This window comes from Acinetobacter sp. DMC2, from assembly GCF_056314305.1.
Map to the genome: position 1 here is coordinate 208,550 of NZ_JBQUYP010000001.1, position 21,866 is coordinate 230,415.

Genomic DNA, 21,866 nt, shown 5'->3' on the forward strand with positions numbered 1-21,866 from the left:
TTTTAATTTTGAAAGAAATCTATATACAATTTTAACTAACTACCTCCGCTGTTTTATAAAATAAAAGAGCAAATTTATATACATTAATATTTTTAAATTTGCTCCCCATGCTGAAGAAGAACTTACTTATTTAACCTGAAATTTCATATTGAATTTTCTTGCTTGCTTTCTTACTTCAGGGTTTGAAGGCAAAGCAAATGGGCTTGCACGCCAGATTGCCTTTTCAATACTTGTTTTAAATTTTTGTTCTTCTTTATCTAAAAAGATGATTTGCTCAATTTCTCCACTGTCAGTTAAAAATACTTTAACGCTTGCACTCATACCAGCTGAAGACGCTGGAATATCCCATATTTTATAAATTTTCTTTTGATATTGCTTTTTATATTTTTCAGCTTCTGAAGTAATTTTATTATCTGTAACTTGAACAGGTGCAACCTGTTTATGGCCAGTCGCACACCCAACTAATAAAAATAAAGAAGCAATAATAGTGAATTTTTTCATTTAAAATACCTTTTTTCAATAATTAAAATTTAACAGTTTAAATTTAAAAAAACCACCCGAAGGCGGTATTAATCACTGATTATCCCTAGCCAGCAAAGGTAGTAGGTCATCCCGATCTACCTTTGTTTAAATTAATTTTTTATTTTTCTTTAAAAAGGGACTTCGTAACGAAAATTCATATTTGAATTTTCTGGCACATTATAGACATCTTGATCAGTAAAAATTCCATGTTCAGGTGTTTTAAAACTATTAAATGCCTTATTGACTGGAACATTTGGAGCGTTATTTAAATAGTTTTCTTGAGAATTATATGGAGATGAAGCACAGCCAATCAGCCCAAAACCCAATAAAGATATAAGTAGAAATGTCTTCATAAATTTTGACTACCGTTATAAAAGCCACACAACTTAACAAATTGAACAGCTATTGTCACACCGAAACTATTTAGCAATACTTAACAATAATTTTATAAAACTCGCATTAATAAAATGAGTAACTCTTTTTAAATCATATAAAATCCATACACCTGGACCATATAACTTTTAAAAACTGGATGTATTAAATAAAGCCTACAGCTCTTAATCTACCCTCGACTTATAACGAATGATCTATTAATTAACGCTTAGATTTTGAGGACGAACATGCGCCTACATTTTATTGTTCATGAAGATTTTGAAGCACCCGGTGCATATGAAATATGGGCTCAAAATAATGACTTCAAAATTACATATTCAAGAGTATATTTAAATGAAGCTTTGCCATCTTCTGTTGAAGATATAGATTTCCTTATTGTGATGGGTGGTCCACAAGATCCAGATACGCGCCCAGAGATGTGCCCTCACTTTAATTCATTAGCTGAACAATCAATCATTAAAAAAGCGATTGAGGCAAATAAAGTAGTTATTGGGGTATGTTTAGGATCTCAATTGATTGGCCAAGCTTTAGGGGCCAACTTTGAGCATAGCCCTGAAAGAGAAATTGGCAAATTTCCAATTATGCTTACAGAATATGGCATAACAAACTCCAAGTTTTCACACTTAGGAAAAATGACCGAAGTTGGTCATTAGCATAATGATATGCCGGGGTTAACTCCCGACGCAAAAATCATTGCTTTTAGTGCAGGTTGTCCAAGACAAATTATTGAATATTCAAAATTAGTGTATGGATTGCAATGTCACATGGAATTAACTTCAGAAGTTGTTGAATTGCTGATTCAACATTCAGAAACCGAATTAAATCAGGCTCACCATTATAAATTCGTGAATAGTCGTGAAGAATTACGGAATCACAATTACCAAGAGATGAATCAAAACCTCTTTATTTTTCTGGATAAACTGAAAGAAGAATACTCAAAACAACATTAAAAAAATGAGTGTAAAAAGCCTTTTCAATTTGGCTTTTACACTCGCCTATAGATCTTATTATTTACTAGATGATCAAATTCACTCAAAATTTAATCTCCAAAAAAATCAACTTTAATGTTACAATACAGTGATTTACTCAATTTCAATTGGACTTCAAAAGAAATGAATAGATTGTTATTAATTTTTTTATCTTTAAATATTAGTCTTTTTTCTCCCGTAGCTTTTTCTGAAACAAACACATTTCAAATGAAACAAGAATATACCCCACCTAACTTTAATCAGCATAAGAGCATGCTTGCAGTAAACGCAAATTCTCAAGAACATAAATTTAATGGGCAACCAAAAGAGTTTTCTAATTCTGGCACTAATCATCAAAATGTAGATTTTTTTGAAATTGCAAAACAATATCAAGAAAAGGAGACTAAGCCGTCTTACTCTGCTGAAGAAACAGTCAATATGAGTGATCATGAGCGTAGTCTTTACTACATTAGAAACCATGATAATGTTGGCATTCAAAGAGAAATTAATGGTCAGCAGTTTAAATCGCTAAAACAACAGCGCGATAAAGGCGTGATTTCAAATGATGTATATAAAGAAAAAGTCTACAAAATCTTAAGTCAGCCTTCTATTAGATAAGTTAAAAGCCCTCGCGAGAGGGCTTTTGAATATTACTTAGCAGCTTGTGGAGTATTTCTAAAACTAATTGCCATACGGTTATATGCGTTCATCAAGCTAATGGCTATCGTCAAATCAACTAGTTCTTTTTCATCAAATACAGAATGAGCAAGTTGGTAAACATCATCAGGTACTCCTGTAGTAGAGACTTTGGTTACTGACTCAGCCCAAGCTAAAGCTGCTCGCTCCCGTTCATCAAATAGATGACCACCTTCTTGCCAAGCCTGAACTAAAGCTAGTTTCTCGATGGCAACACCTTTCTTGATTAAGTCTCTCGTATGCATGTCCAAACAATATGCGCAATTATTAATTTGCGATATACGTAGATAAACCAATTCTACTAACTCTGTTGGTAAACCGCTTTGCACTACATAGCTATAGACACCACCTAGAGCTTTAACGCCTGCTGGAGCGACCTGATTATAATCAATACGTTGGGCCATAATAAACACCTATTTACTTTCAATTATTTTACTGGGGTAACTAATTCTTTATCATCAGTATCTACAACAAATACTGCCAATAACTTTGCTGGTTTGGTCTTACTCACATTACGACTAATAGAATGAACTGCTCCTGGCTCTTCAAACCAGCTTTGACCTACCTGATAAATTTTTGACTTCTCATTATTCACTTTAGACTCAATACTTCCCTCAACTACATAGGCATATATAAAAGATGATTTCGCATGGGTATGAGGAATAGAAGCACCACCAGGTGGATAATCGACTTCTAATGCAATAAGCGACTTACCCGGTATATTCGGAATTGCGTGTTCAAAATTAGGTTTAACTTTTTCCACTGGCTCATGTGCCATAGAGGGTGCAATACATGCAAACATTAGACCTAAACCTAAAAAGAATCTTTTTTTGATCATTTCCATTCAAATTAAACCTACATAAAGATAGGGAGTTGTTTTTATTTTATAGATCCGTAGTATAAATTCATGAACCAAAAATGCATTAAAAGGCTGTACCACGAATGTACCAGCAGCTCAAAATTAATTTAGATCGCAAATTAAAAATACCATTAGCAGAACAAATACGCCTTGAAATTGAACAAGCCATTATTTCTGGAACGCTACAACTCGGTGATCGTTTACCCTCATGGATCGTTTTAGCCAGTCAACTCGGTGTTTCTAGAGGTACTGTAAAAGTTGCATATGAAAGGCTTGCCGATGCTCAATTTATCATTGCGTCTAGATCGCAAGGTACACGGGTTGCCTACCAAGCAGTTAAACCAATCTCTACTCAAGAAGGTCATAAAAATAGTTCGTTTACACAGATGTATTTAGATATGACATCTATACATGGCATTTTCCAATTAGGTGTTCCCTCAAAAGAAATCTTTCCTGCAAAGTTATTTTCAAAAATTAGATCAAGTTCTGTACGTAATGAGTCAAGTGGGTGGCCAAGTTACCCTGACCCTCGGGGTGAATATAGTCTTCGCCGAGAAATTGCTGCTTATTTAGCCTTATCAAGAGGAATTCAATGTACTCCTGACCAAGTATTTATTACTTCTGGTTTCTCTGGTGGGCTGGGTCTTACACTACATGTTTTAGGATTAGGTGGGAAAAAGGCATGGGTTGAAGATCCGGGTTTCCCTTTTTCTAAACATGCGCTTGAAGTTGGAAGAATGCAAATATGTCCAATCCCTGTTGATAAAGATGGGATAGATGTAGAGTTTGCAATGAAAAATGTACCCGATGCTTCCCTTGCATTAGTCACGCCAGGACAGCAAGCACCTTTAGGAATGTCTCTTTCTTTGGCTAAACGATTAAAGTTACTTGATTGGGCTAACCAGAATGAAAGCTGGATTATTGAAGATGATTATTTAGGAGAATTACAATTAGATGGTCGAGCAGCACCTGCCCTATTTTCATTAGATACTGCTGGAAGAGTGATTCATTTGGGAAGCTTTAGCAAAACGATCAGCCCCAAATTGCGAATCGGATTTGCAGTAGTGCCTTTTCACATGATTAATCATTTTGCAGAAACGACAGCAACATTAGCACCAGCTCCGTCTCCATCATTACAACATTCAATTCAAGAGTTTATGCATGAGGGACATTTTTTAAGACATTTAAGACGAACAAAGAGAACTTATAACGCTCAGCGTGATGAATTAATAAAGTGCTTAAAAAGCTTTAATCTTCAAACATATACGGCGGGCTTATCAGTTCTTATTAATTTACCGTCCTCGTTATCTGATCAAAAAATTGCTAATGAAGCATTAGCTTTCAATCTGGCTCCCTCTCCATTATCGCTTTGGTATCAAGACCCTCAAAATGCTGTTTCAGGTTTAATGCTAGGGGTTGCAACATCGCCCATATCAAAGGTAAATCAGTCCTGTGAAAAGTTAGTTGAAATCATCGAACAACATAAAGTTCAGGTTTAGGAGCTTTATTCTATACTTCTGCTCTTAACACCAATTTATTTTAGAAATTGTTTAAAATTCTGAGAAAAAAACATAAACCAATTTATAAAATTTTGTTACTTTTTCGCTATAATGATTATAATTATCGTTTAGGATTTCGATACATCAACATGGAACGCTCATCTTCTCTTTCACTCCCAAATTTTAAGTTCAAAGTTTCTACACTGAGCTATGCAATCGGACTGGCTTGTACTTATTTAGCACTTCCTGCACATGCTGAAGATACAGCTACTAGTGCATTACCGACCATTACCATTAAGGCACAAGGTAACTGGTTAGAAGAAGCAAATGCTGAAACTGTTCACAAGCATGCTGGCGCTCGAACTATTGTTGACCGCAAACGTTTAGATGAAACTGCTGCAACCTCAATTCGAGAAGCTCTAAAACAAATTCCTGGAGTTCAAGCTCAAGATAGTAGTGGAACAGGTGGTAGTGATGTGTCTCTCAATATTGGGGTTCGTGGTTTAGCATCTCGCCTATCACCTCGCTCAACTGTTCTTGTTGATGGTGTTCCACTTTCATTTGCACCTTATGGTCAACCACAGTTATCTTTAGCACCTGTTTCAATTGGTAATATTGAGTCAGTCGACGTAGTGCGTGGTGCTGGATCTGTTCGTTTTGGGCCTCAAAACGTCGGCGGAATTATTAACTTTGCGACCCGATCAATTCCTCAAGATTTTAGTGGAACTGTTAGCCTAACTTCAGAATATGCATCTGGCACGGACCAAGTAAAACTGAGCCCTAATCTATTTGTAGGGGGAACTTTAGACAACGGATTAGGCCTTGCCCTGTTATATTCAGGGACTAAAGGAAACAATTATCGAGAAGCAAATAATAAGATTGATATCGATGATGTAATGTTAAAGTCTGCTTATCAATTTAATGATAAAGACTCGGTCGCTTTAAATCTTCATCATTATGAAGGTCGAGGCGAAATGCCAGAGGGTTTAACTCAAGCCCAATATGCTGAAAACCCGTATCAATCTTCTGGTGAAAAAAACTATTTTGCAGGTCGACGTACTGATGTCTCTTTACGTTACAACCATAAAGATGAAAAAAATAACTTCGAAGTTCTGAGTTACTACATCGACTCTTTCCGCACAAGTAATCTTGAGACCGTGTTAGCGAGTGGTGACAAGCGCCTCGACTCTGCTCCACGCGATTACAAAGTCTATGCGATTGAACCGCGTTACTCTCGTATTTATGAACTTGGTAATACTCAAAATGAAGTAACGGTAGGCTATCGCTACTTAAAAGAAGAAAGTTCTGAGTTTGCTGGCCGTACTGCATCTTATGCAGCAGATTCATCAGCTCCAGATTTTGCTCCACGTAGTAGCAGCGAAGGCGGTACTAAAGCACATGCAGTATATGTCGACAACCGTATGGAACTCGGCCGCTGGACAATCACACCGGGTGTTCGTTTCGAATCAATTGAAACCCATAATAGCTTTACTGGCTATGACAAAAATGGGATAGCGAATACAGTTCATCCAAAAATTGATTCAGACGAATTTTTGCCAAGTTTATCTGTGATGTACTCGGCAAATGAAAATTGGAATATATTTGCAAACGCTGGTGTATCTTTTGGTCCACAGCAATACAGCCAATTAGCACGTCTTGAAGGAACAACCGCAACGGCTACAACCGAAGGTTTACACCCCGAAAAATCGAATAACTATGAAATCGGGACCAAATATCTAGGTAATGGTTTAAATGCCGAATTTACTGTGTTCTATCTAGACTTTGATAAAGAGCTTTCTCTGGTACGTGATGCCGGTAATAACGGAATCTGGACAGACTTAGGGGCAACCAGCCATAAAGGTATCGAAACGGGTATTAGTTATGATTTTGGTCAATTAACAGATGCATTAGAAGGCTTAAAAGTATATGGAAACTATACTTTCACCAAAGCAGTTGCTGAAGCGGGTCAATTTAAAGATAAAGACCTACCGTTTTACTCGCGCCATGTCGGTAATGTTGGCTTAGGTTATACCATGGACAAGTGGTCGTTAAATGCTGACATGTTTGCGCAGTCTAAGCAGCATTCACCAGATCTTCCTGATAGTAATGTCTATCAAACAGAAGAAACTGCTGATGGTAAATATGGCGATATTCCGGGTTATACCACTTTTGCGCTACGTACCTCTTATGACTTAAGTTCACAAGTTAAAGGTTTAAAAATCGCTGGTGGAATCAAAAACGTCTTTGATAAGCAGTATTTTACGCGCTCAACAGACTCTACGGGCGGTAAGTATGTTGGACTACCACGTACTTTCTATCTACAAACCTCTTTTGACTTTTAAAGCTCAATCAAATTAAAGAAAAGCCCTCTTCGGAGGGCTTTTTTATAAGTATTAAACTCCTACTCAGCCTAAGAGAGCATCGACATAAAATATTCTAATAACTTATCTCTTTCATCGATCTTATCTGCACTTAAAAGTTGAACCATTGCCCCATCAATCACAAACAAAAACATGTAGGCATCTTCAAGTGTAGCGGTAACTTTTACGGTTAAAATCAGCTTATAAGTTTCTTTAATGAACCAATTTCGATAGTCAATCACGAGTTTATAGGCCGTTGGATAAAGCTTTTCAATTTCAAAAATGGCTTTAAATGGCAATCGATAAAAGCCATCTAAGTTCGTATGTAAGAAATAGATTTTCTTTAGTTTATCGAACACCATAAGTTCTTGGTACGAATGAATAATCGAAAATACCTCATGTTTTAATGCATCTGTTTGAAAAGTTAAGCTCATCTGAATGAGCCTTTCTTTGGAGTGAAAGTAATTATAAAAAGTGGCTTTGGGAATTTTGGCTTCCTCAACAATTCGGTCAACTCCGATGTAAAACCCATGTTGATTAAATAAATCTTTTACCGCGTGGAGCACGCGTAATGCTCTAAATGAAGATTCTAAATTTGGCATAGATATACCGTTTAAAATAATTTTTTGTTGTTTATAAAAAGAGATAAAAATGCCGTCACTCTTAAATTGAGTGCTAAAAACAGGCATGCAAAAGCAGCACAAAAAAGGTGTGCTCGCCTATCTCAGGTTTATTGTTGCTATGTTTTTTAGTCGTAATTGATCTAGAGGTTAAAACCTATAGTCGATTAAACCGTTTTAAAGACCAGTTGAATGGTATGGAAGTAAAGACTTTGGCAAAGGCCAAGAAATAAGAAGAATCAGTACGCATGAGCGGACTCCTTTGGGTAATAAAGAAGCTTCACCACATTACTGTCAAATAATGGTGACGAAACGAGAGAGGGTTGACAGACTGATACCCAAAAGATCAGCACACCCGAGGGTGTCCCCCTCCCGTTCCGCCGCAGAGGGGGCACGCAGGGATGCCCACAAAAAAGAAAGACTTTTTCGTGTGCTTTGGGTATACAGCCTGTCAAAGCCGACTGGCAATGTGGCCAGCAGGCAAAGGATAATCGGAGAGATTTTGGGTGTCAATGTGATATTGGCTAGAAAACGGTTAAATAATTATTGTTTTTCATTAGATTAGAGTATTTAATTATTTAGTAAAAAACTCATTATTAGCTCATCTTTAATTAATATGAACCACTACTTAATAATATATTTCATCAACTACTTTAAAATAAGGATAATTATGTTAGACCTAGACGAAATGAATGGGAATTTTTTTAATTTTGATCATGTAGATACATTCAAGCTAGAACATGATCCTATAATGAATTGCTACAACCTTGTTTTGATTCTATCTAAGGATCTACATGATCTTTCAGCCCCAAAATTCACTGTATGCTTTAACCATATTTCAGATTTAAGTCTCAATGATAGTTTTAGAAATAATTCTCAACAATTCCCTTCTTTAATTATCGAAAAGCATAAAAATCAGTGGGATAATGTTAATTATGAAATCAGACAAGTGGAAGATGAAGACTTAAGTTTCAAATGCAAGAGTTTTACTGCTTTCTTAACTTAATCTCTTATTGGTTCCGCAAAGAACACTGTTTAAGCATACTTACTAAAACAGTGCTCTTTATTCTCTTATATATTTACTCTTTTACTTATTAGACATATTCATCATTTTAGAATGATCCATATTCATCATCTGTGAATGGTCCATTTCGCCCATTTTTGAGTGATCCATTTGAGACATATCTGCCATGTTGCTATGCTCATGATGCATCTGGTCTTGTTGCCCTTTTTCATCATTGTTCATGCTACACGGTTTAGTACATTTTTCTTGCGCTTTAGCGTTTGCCTTGATTTCCGCATTGGTAGCCACTGTTTGCTTAGCATCTGCTGCCCAAGACTGGGTTCCAGTGATTAATGCTCCAACACACATAAGCGTTGTTAAACTACGACGAAATAAGATTTTCATTTTCTAGTCCAAAATTAACTTTATATAAATACCATATAGGCTTCGGGCGGACATCTAGGTGACCTGAAAATGACATTTTTGTAATCTACGTCGAATCATGTATTTATAACGTTATTATGTTCTAAATGAATGATATGAGATTTTTTATAAATGAGAATCTTATTGGTTGAAGATGAAATAAAAACAGGTGATTACCTTAAACAAGGTCTATCTGAAGCTGGATATATTACCGACTGGGTCACTGATGGATTATCGGGTAAACATCAAGCTCTTTTAGAAGAATATGACTTAATTATTCTGGATGTAATGTTACCGAAGTTAGATGGTTGGAATATCATTAACGATATAAGGAAAAGCGGCAAAACCATGCCTATTCTTTTCCTTTCAGCTCGTGATCAAATTGAAGACAGGGTTAAAGGTTTAGAACTCGGAGCAGATGATTATCTGGTCAAACCTTTTGCTTTTGCGGAGCTGCTTGCCAGAATAAAAAGCCTACTCCGTCGTGGGCAACAAAAAGAAGATAGTAATCTTATTACGATTGCCGATCTTGAACTTGATTTACGTAAGCGCCGTGTCACTCGAGCTGGTCAACGTATTGACTTAACCGCCAAAGAGTTTGCTTTGATGGAACTATTCATGCGTAGGCGTGGAGAAATTTTGCCTCGAACGCTCATTGCCTCTCAAATATGGGATATGAATTTTGATAGTGATACCAATGTTGTAGAAGTCGCTATTAAACGCTTAAGAAATAAAATTGATAGTAATTTCACTCCTAAGCTGATCCAGAACATACGTGGAATGGGCTATGTTTTAGAGGTTGAAGATGCCGAATAAACTGTTTAATGCGATCAGTTTTCGTATTGCAATTATTTTCTCTTTCTCTACAGTTCTTATTTTAATGATTATGGGATTGGTCATTCACCAACTCGTCATGCATCATTTTGAAACTCAAGATAGAACTCAATTAGAAGGAAAAATTCAACTTGTAGAAAACTTGCTTGAACAGAATTATCAAAATCCATCTGAATTGAACGTATATTTAAAAGATGCCTTAGTGGGACATCATGATTTAATCGTGCAAATAGAGCGGCCAACTGGTCAAATTATTTTTAGCTCATCGCCTACCATGCTTAACAGTAAAACATTAGTAAAATCTAAGCATGGCCCGTGGCTTGAGTGGAAAGTTCAAAATAAAATATATCATGGCTTAGTTTATAAAAAGTCTTTTGATCAAAACACTGCTATTCCATCAGCTCAAATTATTGTGGGTATTGATACATCGGAACACCTACATTTTTTAAATGATTTTAGACGTCAGCTCTTATATATCGGCGTTATCGGTACAATTTGTTTGATGCTGTTGGGTTGGTTTGCTGCTTGGCGAGGGCTCCGTCCAGTTCAAAAAATGGCAAAGGTTGCCGAAGGTATTTCAGCCCAACATCTTTCCGAGCGATTAGAAGTCGACAACACACCAACTGAACTAAGATCACTCGCTATCGCATTTAACGATATGTTAGATCGACTAGAAACAGCGGTAGGAAAACTCTCGGATTTTTCATCTGATCTTGCTCACGAAATTAGAACACCGATTAATAACTTGATGACTCAAACTCAAGTTTGTTTATCGCGTAGCCGAGATATCACGACCTATCAAGAAATTTTATTTTCGAACTTGGAAGAGTTTGAACGTTTAGCCCGAATGGTCTCCGACATGCTATTTCTTGCGAAGGCTGAACACGGCTTACGTATAGCAAACTTACAGCAAGTGAATTTAGTCGAAGAAGTCTCTGCATTATTTGATTTTTATGATGCTATTGCTGCTGAAAAAGGAATGTCACTACAACAAACTGGTCTAGGTTACGTCGAGGGTGATCCTTCGATGTTACGCCGAGCACTTAGCAATCTTTTATCAAATGCAATCAAATATGGAAAATCAGATTCGGTCATCAAAATTAAATGCCAACAGAACATTGATACGACTGTACTCACAATTCAAAATGAAAGCTCGCCCCTATCACAAGAACAACTCTCTCGGTTGTTTGATCGTTTTTATCGTACCGATGCGTCCAGACAGCGAGTTGAAGAAGGTACAGGATTGGGCCTAGCAATTACCAAATCTATTCTTGATGTACATGGCGCTACAATTCAGGCTAGCTATGATGAGGGACAAATTATTTTTAAAATTATATTTAAAAAATAACTCTATTTCTGATTTCACGTATTCCTTCAACTATTGAATTGATGTGTACAAATGGTCTAGCTAGAAAATATTGCCAAAACAGAAAAAGCTTTCATGGCTGCTGCATGCTGAAATTTTAAAAATGACAAAAATGTAATTTTGAAGTCATCAACGCGTTTCTCTCAATCTTGAATAATAGGTCTACAAAGCGTGTGACCATTAAAGCACGTCCTTTATTTTAATTTAGTCATGACTGAATCAAATATTCGTTTTACGAGGATAACAACATGAAGTTTTTTCACAATAAGATGACTGCTCTACGAAACGTTTTAGTAGGAGCGACTCTAGTTGTTGCTGCTTCAAATGTATTCGCACATGTCAGCCTTGAAAGCGCAAGCCCCGGCATTAATGCTGTAGTCGTAAGCCAACCTAAAAATATAACGCTTAATTTTGGTGGCGAAGTTATGTTAATGAACGTCAAGTTACTTGATGCTCAACGTACAGATATCCCTTTAAATTACCAAGTCAGTCATGATTTAAAGAAATCATTTAAATTCGCTGTACCTAACCTGAAGAAAGGAAAATATACCGTAGTCTGGACCACAATGGGAGCCGATGGTCATAACATGAGTGGCGAATACAACTTCACGATTAAATAAACCAGAAAAATAAAAATGAATGATCAACATGCTATTTGCTTTATAGCATGTTGACCTAACGAGAGAAAAAATATGATTTCTGAAACTTGGATATATGCCACATGGTTGATTAAACTCTTTTTATATCTAGGGGTTTCTTTTGTTATTGGAGGTGCTTTTTGCTATTTCTTACTTGGGCACTATGTAGAAATTAAAAGAATTATTATCAAATACATCACTATTGGTGCAGGGTTAGGATTTGTCTCAAGTACACTCGGTTTCTTCATTCTCATAGGAAGTTTTGCCAATACTGGCCTTTCAGGTATGTGGGATAGTAACTACATAAACATATTGATAAATACCCCTACAGGGCATGCCCATATCATTCGATCAATCGGTTTTCTGCTTTTATTGTTCTTGATGCTCATAAAATTAAGCAGTGGAACTAGCCAGATTTCTAAAATTGAAGGAACAATTTTCGCGCTACTATTAACGCCCATTGTTTTCAGTTTTTCTCAATTAGGTCATGTCACAAATTTACCCTTATTTGCCCAAATTTTACTGTCTACACATGTATTGGCAATGTCTTTATGGATGGGGTCGCTCTACCCGCTATGGAAAACAAGCAAAATAATTAAGGGCTTACCTTTAAAAGAGCGTATGCATCTTTTTGGAAAGATTGCAGCCGTTATTGTCGGAATCTTACTTGCCTGCGGTGCCAGTATTGCCCTGCTTTTGCTTAAAGATTTCAATACGTTGCTCAATACTTCTTATGGTCACGGATTCATTATAAAACTACTTTTTGTTTTAGGTATTTTGCTGCTAGCTGCCTTTAACAAATGGTATTTCACCCCTCGCTTACAATATTCAAAATTTGCAAATCAGTTGGGTTATGCCATTTTATTTGAAATGTCTTTAGGCCTAGCTATTCTTTTAACCACCAGCTACATCACAACTGTCGTTGGTATTGAATAAAGAGAAAATCTATAAAAGATCAGCCTCTATTTAGGATAGTTTTAAATTTAATCATTATAGAGTGAAATCAATAATGATTAAAATTCAAACTACAATTTAGTAATTCAACTTTATTAGATAATATTATTATTTATATAATGTATGTAATTCGAACCATTAAACAATTAAATTTTTCATTAGCCTATTAAACATACAGAGTGAAATCTGTAATATAATGCTAATAAGAAAAAATCGGTAAAATTTAAATAATAATAATTAGTAACTATATATATTAAAAACCAGTTATTTTTGAGTATATCTAACGAATCCAAAAAGAATATTTTAAAGGCCGAGCCTAAATATTTTGATAAATTATGCAATATACAGATCTGTCTGTATAAACATATACCCTTCTTAAATATATTATACTTTAGTCTAATGTTTTTGTGGCAAAATAAAAATAATATGTCGGCTGGGTAACGAGTGAATAAATAATTACACCCAAAATATCATTAATAAATCAGGAACATAACAATGACTTCGCCTTTAATGAATAATTACCTTAACTTTGCTTCTGGGATTGCCCATCAGCAGTATTTGCCAGCTGAAGAAGGTATTCTTAGAGCATTTAACGATGGTTGCACCCATTGGTATGTGGATGGAAGTTTGCATGGGGAAATGGTTCCAGACTGGTCTTCTGAACGAATCGAAAATCTAAATAACTTAATCAAAAAATATAATATTCAACCGATTTTCCATGGTAACTTCAAAGCACCATTAGGTAGCGATGTTGATTATTTACGAGAAGCAGCCGTTGTATATGTTAAAAAAGAAATTGATATTGCCGCAAAAATTGGGGCACCTTTAGTTATTCACGGTGGTGGTATTGTAGAACCAAAGAAAATTGTATTGGCTAAACAAAAAGCTCTCGATAACTATATTTTATCTGTTAAAGAATTAGCTGAATATGCGGCTGAAAAATCAGTTGATATTTATTTAGAGAATTTATCAAATTATAAAAACTATCGTCCTTTCCATTATGTGTTTACCCATATGGAAGAATACGATTATGTTTTTAATAAAATTGACCACAAAAATGTCTATTTCTTCTTAGATGCAGGACACGCAAATGTGGGTGAAGGTGACCCAGTTGCTGTGGTAGACAAATACCATGACAAAATTAAAGGTATTTCTTTTAGCAATAATAATGGTGAACAAGATCAACACTTTAGTATTGGTCGAGGTACTGTAAATTATTCTGACTTTATCGAAACAATTAACCGCCACAATTGGAAAGGTCTTGTTGCCTTTGAGGTGAGAGACAAAACTACTTTAGATTCAGTTAAAGAATTGGCAAGCGCATAAAACTAAAAGCCTTCTGAGGGACATCAGAAGGCTTTTTTAATTTAAATAATTCATTTTTAAAAGGATATATTAAGTGAGTGGTTTACTAGTTTTCATAACAATTGCCTTTCTTACGCTATCTAGCCCAGGCCCTGGCGTTTTATTTACAGTTACAAACTCAATCAATTACGGAGTTCGTACAGCCCTATTTGGAATTATTGGGTTAATTATTGGCATGTTTGTCATTGCGGTCATTTCGGCGAGTGGAGTGGGTTTAATCATTACCAGTAATCCCACTATTTTTACTGTATTAAAATTTGTTGGTGCATTTTATTTAATGTATCTAGGCTATAAAAACTTTGTAAAAACATCACCTTCTCAAGATTTATTAGACACTGAAAAAAGTGAAAAAGCGGTAAGTAAATCTAAATTATTCTATCAAGGATTATTTGCATCACTTCTCAACCCAAAAACCATAGTTTTCTTTATTGCCCTATTCCCACAGTTTATTGATATAAAAGAAAAAATAATAAACCAATTTTTAATACTTTCTTTAACTTTTTGTTTAATTGGTTTCTTAATTCATTTGGTATACGCTAATTTTTCTTCAATTTTTAAAGAAAAAATGCTGTCGGGAAATAACTTTGCCAGATTAAATAAAATCAGTGGCTGTATCTTTTTTATTCTCGCTGTTTTGCTAATTACTCAATAAAAAACAGTTATAAACGCTTTTAAGCTAAAAGCGTTTATCCCTTAAAGTACTTCCCCACTCATCCGACTTCTGTTCTACAAATTTAAGCTTAAAGAGACTGCAGATTTAATTTGGATCGAATAAATAATTTATATTCCACTCCTTAAGAAACTTATTGTTTTAACTTAATTTGATTTAATGCTACACATAAAGCTTTTTTGTCAGCCTCTTTAAGTTGAGGATGCTGTACAGACCACATGTAGCTACAGCCATGAGGCACTTTGTTATTATTTTTCTTAAGCTCATAGGCAATATTTTTTAAAAGCTCAGTGTTTAGCGTACTAATTTTTAAACGTACTTCTGCTAAATCTTGCGGTTTCCAATTTGTTTCTGGACTCGACAACCAGTCTGCTCGATATCGGTACTGAATTGCCTTGGCAACATTCATTTGAGACACAATAAATGGCTTTACTGTTTCACTATTTAGGCCAAAAGAATCGGCTTCAGAAAGTGATTGATCAAGAACTTTCTTTTCTTGAGTTAAATCTTCAATCGGTAAATGGTGTTCTGCTTTATAACCCGCAACATCTTTCATATAAGATAAACGCTCGTTAATTAAACGAGCAGGTTGATCATATTGATATGCTTGCGCTAATGAAGAAACACACATGAAAGCTGCCAACGTACAAACCACTTTAACCGCTGACTGAGCACTCTTAATTTTTGCCATGTAATACCTATCGAAATTATTGTTCTTTCGTCATTCCAGATCAGTACTGTATGTTAACAACATGCGAAAGTAAAATTTCAAGATAGGCTAAGTTCTTGACTCCATGCCGAATCAGCCTGCTGATAGATGTGCTGGCACACTTGCTTAACAGATGAAATAAAATGCTGGTTCTGTCCATCCCATTTTTCAACCATTCAATAAGCGACATGAATGCCTTTAGGTTGAAACTCTCTTGCTAATGACTGCGCTAAAGCGCGAACGCCAGCAAACATGCTTTGGCTTAAGACATCGTAGTGAGTCGAGTTGTTAAATGGCGCACCAAGAAAAATAACTGTGCCCCGCTGCTGCTTTAACATCGGCTTAATCACTGCTTGCGCCACACTCACCGCACTTAAACCTGTGGTCTGCCAATTGTGCTCAATCTCTTCTAAAGATAAAGCCTCAATATTTGGCGAAGATGAAAAATTCGGCTGAAACACACAGAGTTCAATTGTGTGTCTTTGGCTAGAGATATAACGCACCAAGCTTTTCAAATGATCTGCATTTACTAAGTTCAAATGAACTGCTGTCACACCATCGTTGATTGAGTGAACTTGGATATTTTTCACAGCCGAATCATGCACAACTTGATAAAGATGTAGTGGAAATTGTGCCGTTTTCTCTAGAATTACAAAATCACGCTCGATTAAGTGTAAGTCATGACTAGCAACGACAACACAGCCCTGCTTTTTTTGAAATCTCTGACATATTTTTTTTAGCATTTTAGTCTCTCTCAAAATTTTTCTTGGTAAGGGCGTAAATCAAGTTCATGTGTCCAAAGCTGTGGCGTTTGTTGGTAAAGCATCCAATAGTTTTCTGCAATTGCATCAATATTGAGACCACCCGTGCCACGTGTAAGACGGGCTAACCGCCCCAGACCAAATAATGCTTTATTTACTCTATCGCCATCGACCATGCCATCAATAATTACATGAGCAATATGTATACCCTGTGATTTATAAATTTGAGCTAGATTGAGTGCATAAGCCCGCAAGGCAGATTTACCCATGGTAAAAGCTGCGAAAAAAGGTTTTCCACGCAAAGAAGCACTCGCCCCAGTAAAAATAAGCGTACCTTGATTTTGATCTTTAAAGATTTTTAGAGAGCTTTGAGAAACTAAATAAGCCGATAAAAAAGTGGATTGCCACATTTGAGTAAAAAACGACAACGGACTGCGTAAAAAGATTGAGGGAATATTTCCTCCCACATTATGAATGACAGCGATAATGCGCTCATTTTGACTGGTGATGGTGTCAAATAAAGCTTGTACTTGCTTTATATCTTCTGCATCTAAGCGAAATGCGACAGCGTCCCCACCTTTCGAATGAATTTCGGCAGCCACTGCTTCAATTTTCTGGAAAGTACGCCCAGCGACATAAACTTTTAAACCTTCTTTTGCAAAGCGATGGCAGACTGCTGCGCCAATACCTTGTAATGCCCCAACGCCAATGACAACTGCACAATCTAATTTTTTATCTGGTGTTGCTAATGTCATGGTCATTTCATCCTGTTTGTTTTTTATACCATAATGCAATCAAAGGGCGATTTGGCATTTATTCATCTTTATTTTAATTGCCTGTTTTACTTTTTAGTTCTTTTTTAGAACCAATCAATAAATATACAATATGTATTTTTAAGTCAAACTGTTTTCCATGAAGAATAACTTTCAATAAACTAAAAACATTTAATTTATATCATTTTATCTCAGCCACTTTTAATAAATAAAATAGAGCCGCTATAAACTCTAAAACTTAATAAGTCACTGTAACAACAACACTATCTGTATAGCCTCCTGGTGTACTTGCGATGGAAGTACCTTGCGGTATTTTTCCATAAACTGGTGTAGTTTGAGCGCTACCTGTTCCTGTGCCAGACACTCCACCCGCCCCTCCAACATTAGTCACGCCTCCTGTAGCATCCCAAACCGTACTATAGTTGGAGTCTTTATATAACTGGTAGGGAATAAATTCATTATTGCTATTAATCATACGTCTAAATCCACCCGCTATACGATTGTTTCCATCTCCTAAATAAATGCTATATGGCGTTCCATAATTACAAGTCGAATTTACAGCTCCTTGTGCTGTGTAATCACGCTTGGTTAGACTAATATCATTTATATTGCCGAAATCCACAGTTGAGGTCGAGTTTAATTGGCACAGACTTGGAACCACAAAATTTGCTGTTAGCAGTGTATCGCCTGAATCCCAGCCACCAAGTAAATCACCACATGACAAACCCAAAAGATCCATATCCCAATACAACCGAACCGAAGCCGTATATGTTCCTTTAGGATAGGCAATGAGTGATCCCGTTCGAGCTGGTACTTTCACATTTACTGAGTAACTCACAATATTATTTGATGCGATTGTTGCTACTGGTCCATACCACACATTAGAGGTTAGATTATTGGTAGAAGACCCCGCTCCACCTACAATTCCGGTTACCGTATAAGGTAATGAAACATTGTTAATTGCATTTGTGGTTCCCGTAAATACGGTTTTCATACACATGAAATTAGAAATCTGGGGAAGTCCTAAATTCGTGCAAGTAATTGTGCCTGAAAGGTTTACAGTTGCATCACTATTAATATTTGCTGCAGTGTAGGTAAAAGTACTATTAGTAGTTCCGCTTACTGTACAAGCAGCATGTGCTGGGCTAAAAAAAGCATAAACGAGATAAAATAAGCAAATGCCTATAAAGTATTTTAAAGACAATGAAAATTTCTTATAGCTCTCTATTTGAGCCTTATTCATAATATTTAATGACATATATAAGGTCCCAATTTCTTAGTTGAGTACTGATTACTGTTATATGTGAAGTCAACTTGGCATGAGCCATGATCCAAAAGATCGACTTCAAGTTTATTTTGCTTTAAGAGGTTTGGAATAAATACTTCACCGTCATAGCCAACTACACCATCTTGCTGACCATTAATGCGAACCGTATAACCTGGTAATAACGGTGAATTGTTCGCATCAACAAGTTTGACTAATCCAGAAATGACCTGATGAGCACCAAAGTCAATAAGACCACCTTGGCGATAACCCACCACTGTTTTCTGATCTGTAGACTTCACGCTCCAATTCAAAGGTAGATACGATGGATCTAAATAAATATGGTTTTCCTTATATGGCATGAGGCTTGGAATCAGAAATCTTCCAGAATTATCGGTTACGCCTAAATTTACCCCGCCATTTATAATCTGACTCTTCGGCCCAGCATTGGTCACAACTGCATAGCCATCACCAATTTCATTAGCCGCAAAAATTCGCCCTGCTGCCGCAACCAATGATCCTGTGGCTGAAAGTGCAACTTGGTCGTTATCCCCAATTCGGTTGTATCGACCAGTTAGGTAAGCTGCACGAGCACGGTAAGAAGCATAGACCGATGCATTATTTTGATTCGCATCCTGATCGCGCTCAACATAACCACCCCATCCAAATGAACCGATTTGTGGTTCTGATAAGCCGAATATTTCTTGACGGTAACTCAGCCTGCCACCATCATTAGATACACTTGTAATCGCATTGATTCGGGTAGAGGGTGTATAACGCAGCGCAAAGTAAATGCCATAGTCTTTTTGGTGTTTATAATCTTTATACGCTGACGCATAAAAGCCCCAGTTTTTGTTCAGGCTTCCGCTTAAATTGGCAGACACTAATTTATTAGAGTTGTCGCTATATTTGATCTGGTTATAGCCCAGATAAGCACCATAGCCTGCGTAAAAATTATAGTTAATGCCTGCCCTAAAAATCTCATCTGCCAGCGCACTGTAGCTTAAATAATTTTTTGGTTCATCATCGGATTGATTATCTTTTAAATATCGAACTTGAGACACACGGGCAAGGTCAAAGTAATTATCAAACACTTTGCGGTAGCTGGTATTAAACGAAATATTCTTACTAATGCGTCCTTCTAATCCAAGCAAAGCAGAATAACCGTTTTCATCTTTATACTGACTCGCTGCAATATCAGCATTAATTACCCCAAAACCAAACAGGTTCTTGGCAAAACCAGTGCCTAGATTTGATAAACCATCTGTTGAAGCCTCTGCACCACCACTTAAGGTCAGTGAGTTGCTGTAACCATATCGAATCGCACCCGAAGCAAAAGTGGCATCATCATAATCGTTTGAATACAGTCCGTAGTTATAGCGTGGAACGCCGACATCTACTGAAAATTCATTAATGCCTTTTGCCAGAATTTTTGATGAAAAATAGTAAGCCTGTTTGGTAATGCTCTGCTGACCCGTTGCATCAGTGGTCACAAGTGTGACTTCATTACCTGAAATAAACGGGAGCTGTTTAATGTCAAATGGACCTGATGGCACAAGGCCTGAATAAATCTTTTGTTGGTTAACGTATAAATCTAAAGTTGAAGGAAGTGCGGCTGAGCCAGAAAATTGTGGCAGTGCTGAAGTGACAATATCACCTCGTTGAGTATAAGCACTCGACCATTGAAAACCCGCCAAACGTACACTGCTACCCCAGTCAGAACTATTGGAAATAAAATCCCCTAAGGTATATATCCTGATCTTTTCTGGGTCTACGTACTGCCACTTACTCTCCAAGCGCACCCATTTTTCATGGCTATAACTCGTTTCATTACTACCGTTGTATAAAACACCCGAAGAAAAGTTACCGATTGCGCTGTTAAAGATCCCTTCTGCCGAACCTGAAAAAACATTCTCATCATTGGTTACGGTGTTATACAGACTGTAGTTCAGAATAGCCGCGTTTAAGGGCTTCATTTTCAGCAAATGTTGGCTAGTAGCCTGCTGGCCGCTTAAATCGACTGAGTAACCCGTCAACATGTTCGATGGAACTTGTAAATTTAGAGCCTGTTCATTCTCTAAATATTTAAACTGGATTCCTTTTAGCTCATCAATACACACCCATTCGCTATCAGGAATGTACTCATCCATTTTCACTCTTAAAGTTTTTAAGGCACCTGAACGAATATATAGTTTTCCATCCTTAGATTGCTTCGCAGCAACTAAGTCTTCAGAGGCATTAGAATTAATAGAAACATTTAAAAATAATTTAATGAAATTAACATCTTGATCCTGCTCATTCGTCTCTAATTGTGTATATTTATTATTACTACCAACAGATTTAGGAACACTGGGAACTGCAGTATTCGTATGATCTTGTAACTGTTCGGCAAAAGAATATGCAGGAAAATACGTAACACATAAGACACCTATAATGTATTTCATATAAGCCTCTTAAAGTGTGGTTTTCTTACCATTAACTGTTAGAGATACGCTGTATTTATGATTTGGTTGATAGGTAAAGTTACTAATCGAGTAACTTCGCGATTGCTCCGCAAGGATATAACCATTTACGGTATTTACTTTAATGGGGTAACTTTTATTCGCTGTTGTATCAACAAGCATTAAATTATTTAAAAGTGCATGCCGGTTTCCAATATTACTAATATTTAAGGAAGGTGCTTCCTGATTTGTATCAATTTTCCAATTCAATTTGGTAATGGCATCTTTATTGACTACAAATACGGGTAAGGATGAGCGCAGTAATACATTTACGCCCTGAGCGGCTTTACGGCTATCAACTGGTTTTGGTAGCTCATCGATAATAATACGATAAGTTTTTTCACCAGAAACAGGTGCTGGATTAATTCTGACTACACGTAAGTTATAAGAATCATTAGACTGTAATTTTAAAAATGGTGGACTAATGGCAATCTCATCTGTAGGTGTTAACTGATCTTGTCCATTTTTTTGAGTCCATTCAAATACGCGAATCTGCAAATCAGTACTTTCATTTGACTGGTTATATAAACTAATTGAAGCTGTATTTTGATTACTTAATATTTCTACATTCACAGGCGAAAGACGGATTGTCGCGGCGTTAATAGAGCTAGATAAAGATAAGAATAATCCCGTAATAATAAAAATATTTTTTTTCATAATTTGCTCAAATATGACTTTTTAATGTATT

General features: G+C 36.3%; 21 protein-coding genes and 2 pseudogenes. 11 read left to right on the forward strand and 12 right to left on the reverse strand.

The window, feature by feature from the left end; translation table 11 throughout:
* Nucleotides 1-126 precede the first annotated feature (126 nt).
* Together ACT53H_RS01025 and ACT53H_RS01030 are read right to left on the reverse strand one after the other, a co-directional pair.
* A complete protein-coding gene (locus ACT53H_RS01025; RefSeq protein WP_238612967.1) occupies nt 127-501 on the reverse strand; it encodes a TonB C-terminal domain-containing protein in 375 nt (124 codons plus the stop codon).
* Between the two features lie 149 nt (nt 502-650).
* Complete coding sequence (locus ACT53H_RS01030) at nt 651-875, reverse strand: hypothetical protein (RefSeq protein ID WP_238612969.1); 225 nt, start codon at nt 873-875, stop codon at nt 651-653.
* 267 nt (nt 876-1,142) lie between these two features.
* On the opposite strand from ACT53H_RS01030, the pseudogene ACT53H_RS01035 reads away from it, so the two are divergent.
* A pseudogene (locus ACT53H_RS01035) lies at nt 1,143-1,865 on the forward strand (type 1 glutamine amidotransferase).
* A gap of 114 nt (nt 1,866-1,979) precedes the next feature.
* Complete coding sequence (locus ACT53H_RS01040) at nt 1,980-2,501, forward strand: hypothetical protein (protein WP_476008391.1); 522 nt, start codon at nt 1,980-1,982, stop codon at nt 2,499-2,501.
* A 32-nt stretch (nt 2,502-2,533) separates the two neighbouring features.
* Here ACT53H_RS01040 and ACT53H_RS01045 read toward each other — a convergent pair whose 3' ends face one another.
* Together ACT53H_RS01045 and ACT53H_RS01050 are read right to left on the reverse strand one after the other, a co-directional pair.
* Nucleotides 2,534-2,983 (reverse strand): carboxymuconolactone decarboxylase family protein, encoded by a 450-nt coding sequence (locus tag ACT53H_RS01045; RefSeq protein ID WP_476008392.1) that lies wholly within the window; start codon nt 2,981-2,983, stop codon nt 2,534-2,536.
* A 23-nt stretch (nt 2,984-3,006) separates the two neighbouring features.
* Nucleotides 3,007-3,423, reverse strand: coding sequence for a cupin domain-containing protein (locus tag ACT53H_RS01050; RefSeq protein ID WP_443273206.1), 417 nt, complete (start codon nt 3,421-3,423; stop codon nt 3,007-3,009).
* Nucleotides 3,424-3,521: 98 nt separating this feature from the next.
* On the opposite strand from ACT53H_RS01050, the gene pdxR reads away from it, so the two are divergent.
* Together pdxR and ACT53H_RS01060 are read left to right on the forward strand one after the other, a co-directional pair.
* Entirely contained in the window at nt 3,522-4,937 is a 1,416-nt protein-coding gene (gene pdxR, locus ACT53H_RS01055; RefSeq protein WP_476008393.1) for a MocR-like pyridoxine biosynthesis transcription factor PdxR, read from the forward strand.
* A gap of 149 nt (nt 4,938-5,086) precedes the next feature.
* Nucleotides 5,087-7,279, forward strand: coding sequence for a TonB-dependent receptor family protein (locus tag ACT53H_RS01060; protein ID WP_476008394.1), 2,193 nt, complete (start codon nt 5,087-5,089; stop codon nt 7,277-7,279).
* A gap of 68 nt (nt 7,280-7,347) precedes the next feature.
* Here ACT53H_RS01060 and ACT53H_RS01065 read toward each other — a convergent pair whose 3' ends face one another.
* On the reverse strand, nt 7,348-7,899 hold the full coding sequence (locus ACT53H_RS01065) for a TetR/AcrR family transcriptional regulator (protein ID WP_476008395.1): 552 nt from the start codon (nt 7,897-7,899) through the stop codon (nt 7,348-7,350).
* Nucleotides 7,900-8,587: 688 nt separating this feature from the next.
* On the opposite strand from ACT53H_RS01065, the gene ACT53H_RS01070 reads away from it, so the two are divergent.
* The gene (locus ACT53H_RS01070; RefSeq protein WP_312823915.1) at nt 8,588-8,923 is read left to right on the forward strand and encodes a hypothetical protein; all 336 of its coding nucleotides are present in this window, start codon (nt 8,588-8,590) and stop codon (nt 8,921-8,923) included.
* Between the two features lie 81 nt (nt 8,924-9,004).
* On the opposite strand, the gene ACT53H_RS01075 is transcribed toward ACT53H_RS01070, so the two are convergent.
* Nucleotides 9,005-9,325: a hypothetical protein gene (locus ACT53H_RS01075; protein WP_476008396.1), complete on the reverse strand. Its 321-nt coding sequence runs from the start codon at nt 9,323-9,325 to the stop codon at nt 9,005-9,007.
* Nucleotides 9,326-9,475: 150 nt separating this feature from the next.
* Between ACT53H_RS01075 and ACT53H_RS01080 the strand changes: the two genes are divergently transcribed.
* The 6 genes from ACT53H_RS01080 (at nt 9,476) to ACT53H_RS01105 (ending at nt 15,152) form a co-directional block, all read left to right on the forward strand.
* Nucleotides 9,476-10,159: a heavy metal response regulator transcription factor gene (locus ACT53H_RS01080; RefSeq protein ID WP_199964340.1), complete on the forward strand. Its 684-nt coding sequence runs from the start codon at nt 9,476-9,478 to the stop codon at nt 10,157-10,159.
* The gene (locus ACT53H_RS01085) at nt 10,149-11,525 is read left to right on the forward strand and encodes a heavy metal sensor histidine kinase (RefSeq protein WP_476008397.1); all 1,377 of its coding nucleotides are present in this window, start codon (nt 10,149-10,151) and stop codon (nt 11,523-11,525) included. Before ACT53H_RS01080 ends, ACT53H_RS01085 begins: the two co-directional genes overlap by 11 nt.
* Nucleotides 11,526-11,791: 266 nt before the next feature.
* Nucleotides 11,792-12,163 carry a copper resistance CopC family protein gene (locus tag ACT53H_RS01090; protein WP_476008398.1) on the forward strand — a complete coding sequence of 124 codons (372 nt, stop codon included), beginning with the start codon at nt 11,792-11,794 and terminating at the stop codon, nt 12,161-12,163.
* A 72-nt stretch (nt 12,164-12,235) separates the two neighbouring features.
* The gene (locus tag ACT53H_RS01095; protein WP_476008399.1) at nt 12,236-13,117 is read left to right on the forward strand and encodes a copper resistance D family protein; all 882 of its coding nucleotides are present in this window, start codon (nt 12,236-12,238) and stop codon (nt 13,115-13,117) included.
* 513 nt (nt 13,118-13,630) lie between these two features.
* Complete coding sequence (locus ACT53H_RS01100) at nt 13,631-14,461, forward strand: sugar phosphate isomerase/epimerase family protein (protein WP_476008400.1); 831 nt, start codon at nt 13,631-13,633, stop codon at nt 14,459-14,461.
* A gap of 73 nt (nt 14,462-14,534) precedes the next feature.
* On the forward strand, nt 14,535-15,152 hold the full coding sequence (locus ACT53H_RS01105) for a LysE family translocator (protein ID WP_474770790.1): 618 nt from the start codon (nt 14,535-14,537) through the stop codon (nt 15,150-15,152).
* Between the two features lie 151 nt (nt 15,153-15,303).
* Here the strand turns inward: ACT53H_RS01105 and ACT53H_RS01110 are convergent, their stop codons facing one another.
* The 6 genes and pseudogenes from ACT53H_RS01110 to ACT53H_RS01135 form a co-directional block, all read right to left on the reverse strand.
* Complete coding sequence (locus ACT53H_RS01110; protein ID WP_476008401.1) at nt 15,304-15,861, reverse strand: chorismate mutase; 558 nt, start codon at nt 15,859-15,861, stop codon at nt 15,304-15,306.
* Nucleotides 15,862-15,938: 77 nt separating this feature from the next.
* A pseudogene (locus ACT53H_RS01115) lies at nt 15,939-16,622 on the reverse strand (SDR family NAD(P)-dependent oxidoreductase).
* 11 nt (nt 16,623-16,633) lie between these two features.
* Nucleotides 16,634-17,395, reverse strand: coding sequence for an SDR family NAD(P)-dependent oxidoreductase (locus tag ACT53H_RS01120; RefSeq protein ID WP_440202433.1), 762 nt, complete (start codon nt 17,393-17,395; stop codon nt 16,634-16,636).
* A gap of 256 nt (nt 17,396-17,651) precedes the next feature.
* Entirely contained in the window at nt 17,652-18,671 is a 1,020-nt protein-coding gene (locus tag ACT53H_RS01125; RefSeq protein ID WP_476008402.1) for a Csu type fimbrial protein, read from the reverse strand.
* Complete coding sequence (locus ACT53H_RS01130; RefSeq protein ID WP_476008403.1) at nt 18,662-21,121, reverse strand: fimbria/pilus outer membrane usher protein; 2,460 nt, start codon at nt 21,119-21,121, stop codon at nt 18,662-18,664. Before ACT53H_RS01130 ends, ACT53H_RS01125 begins: the two co-directional genes overlap by 10 nt.
* A 9-nt stretch (nt 21,122-21,130) precedes the next feature.
* Entirely contained in the window at nt 21,131-21,835 is a 705-nt protein-coding gene (locus ACT53H_RS01135) for a fimbrial biogenesis chaperone (protein WP_476008404.1), read from the reverse strand.
* Between the last annotated feature and the right edge of the window lie 31 nt (nt 21,836-21,866).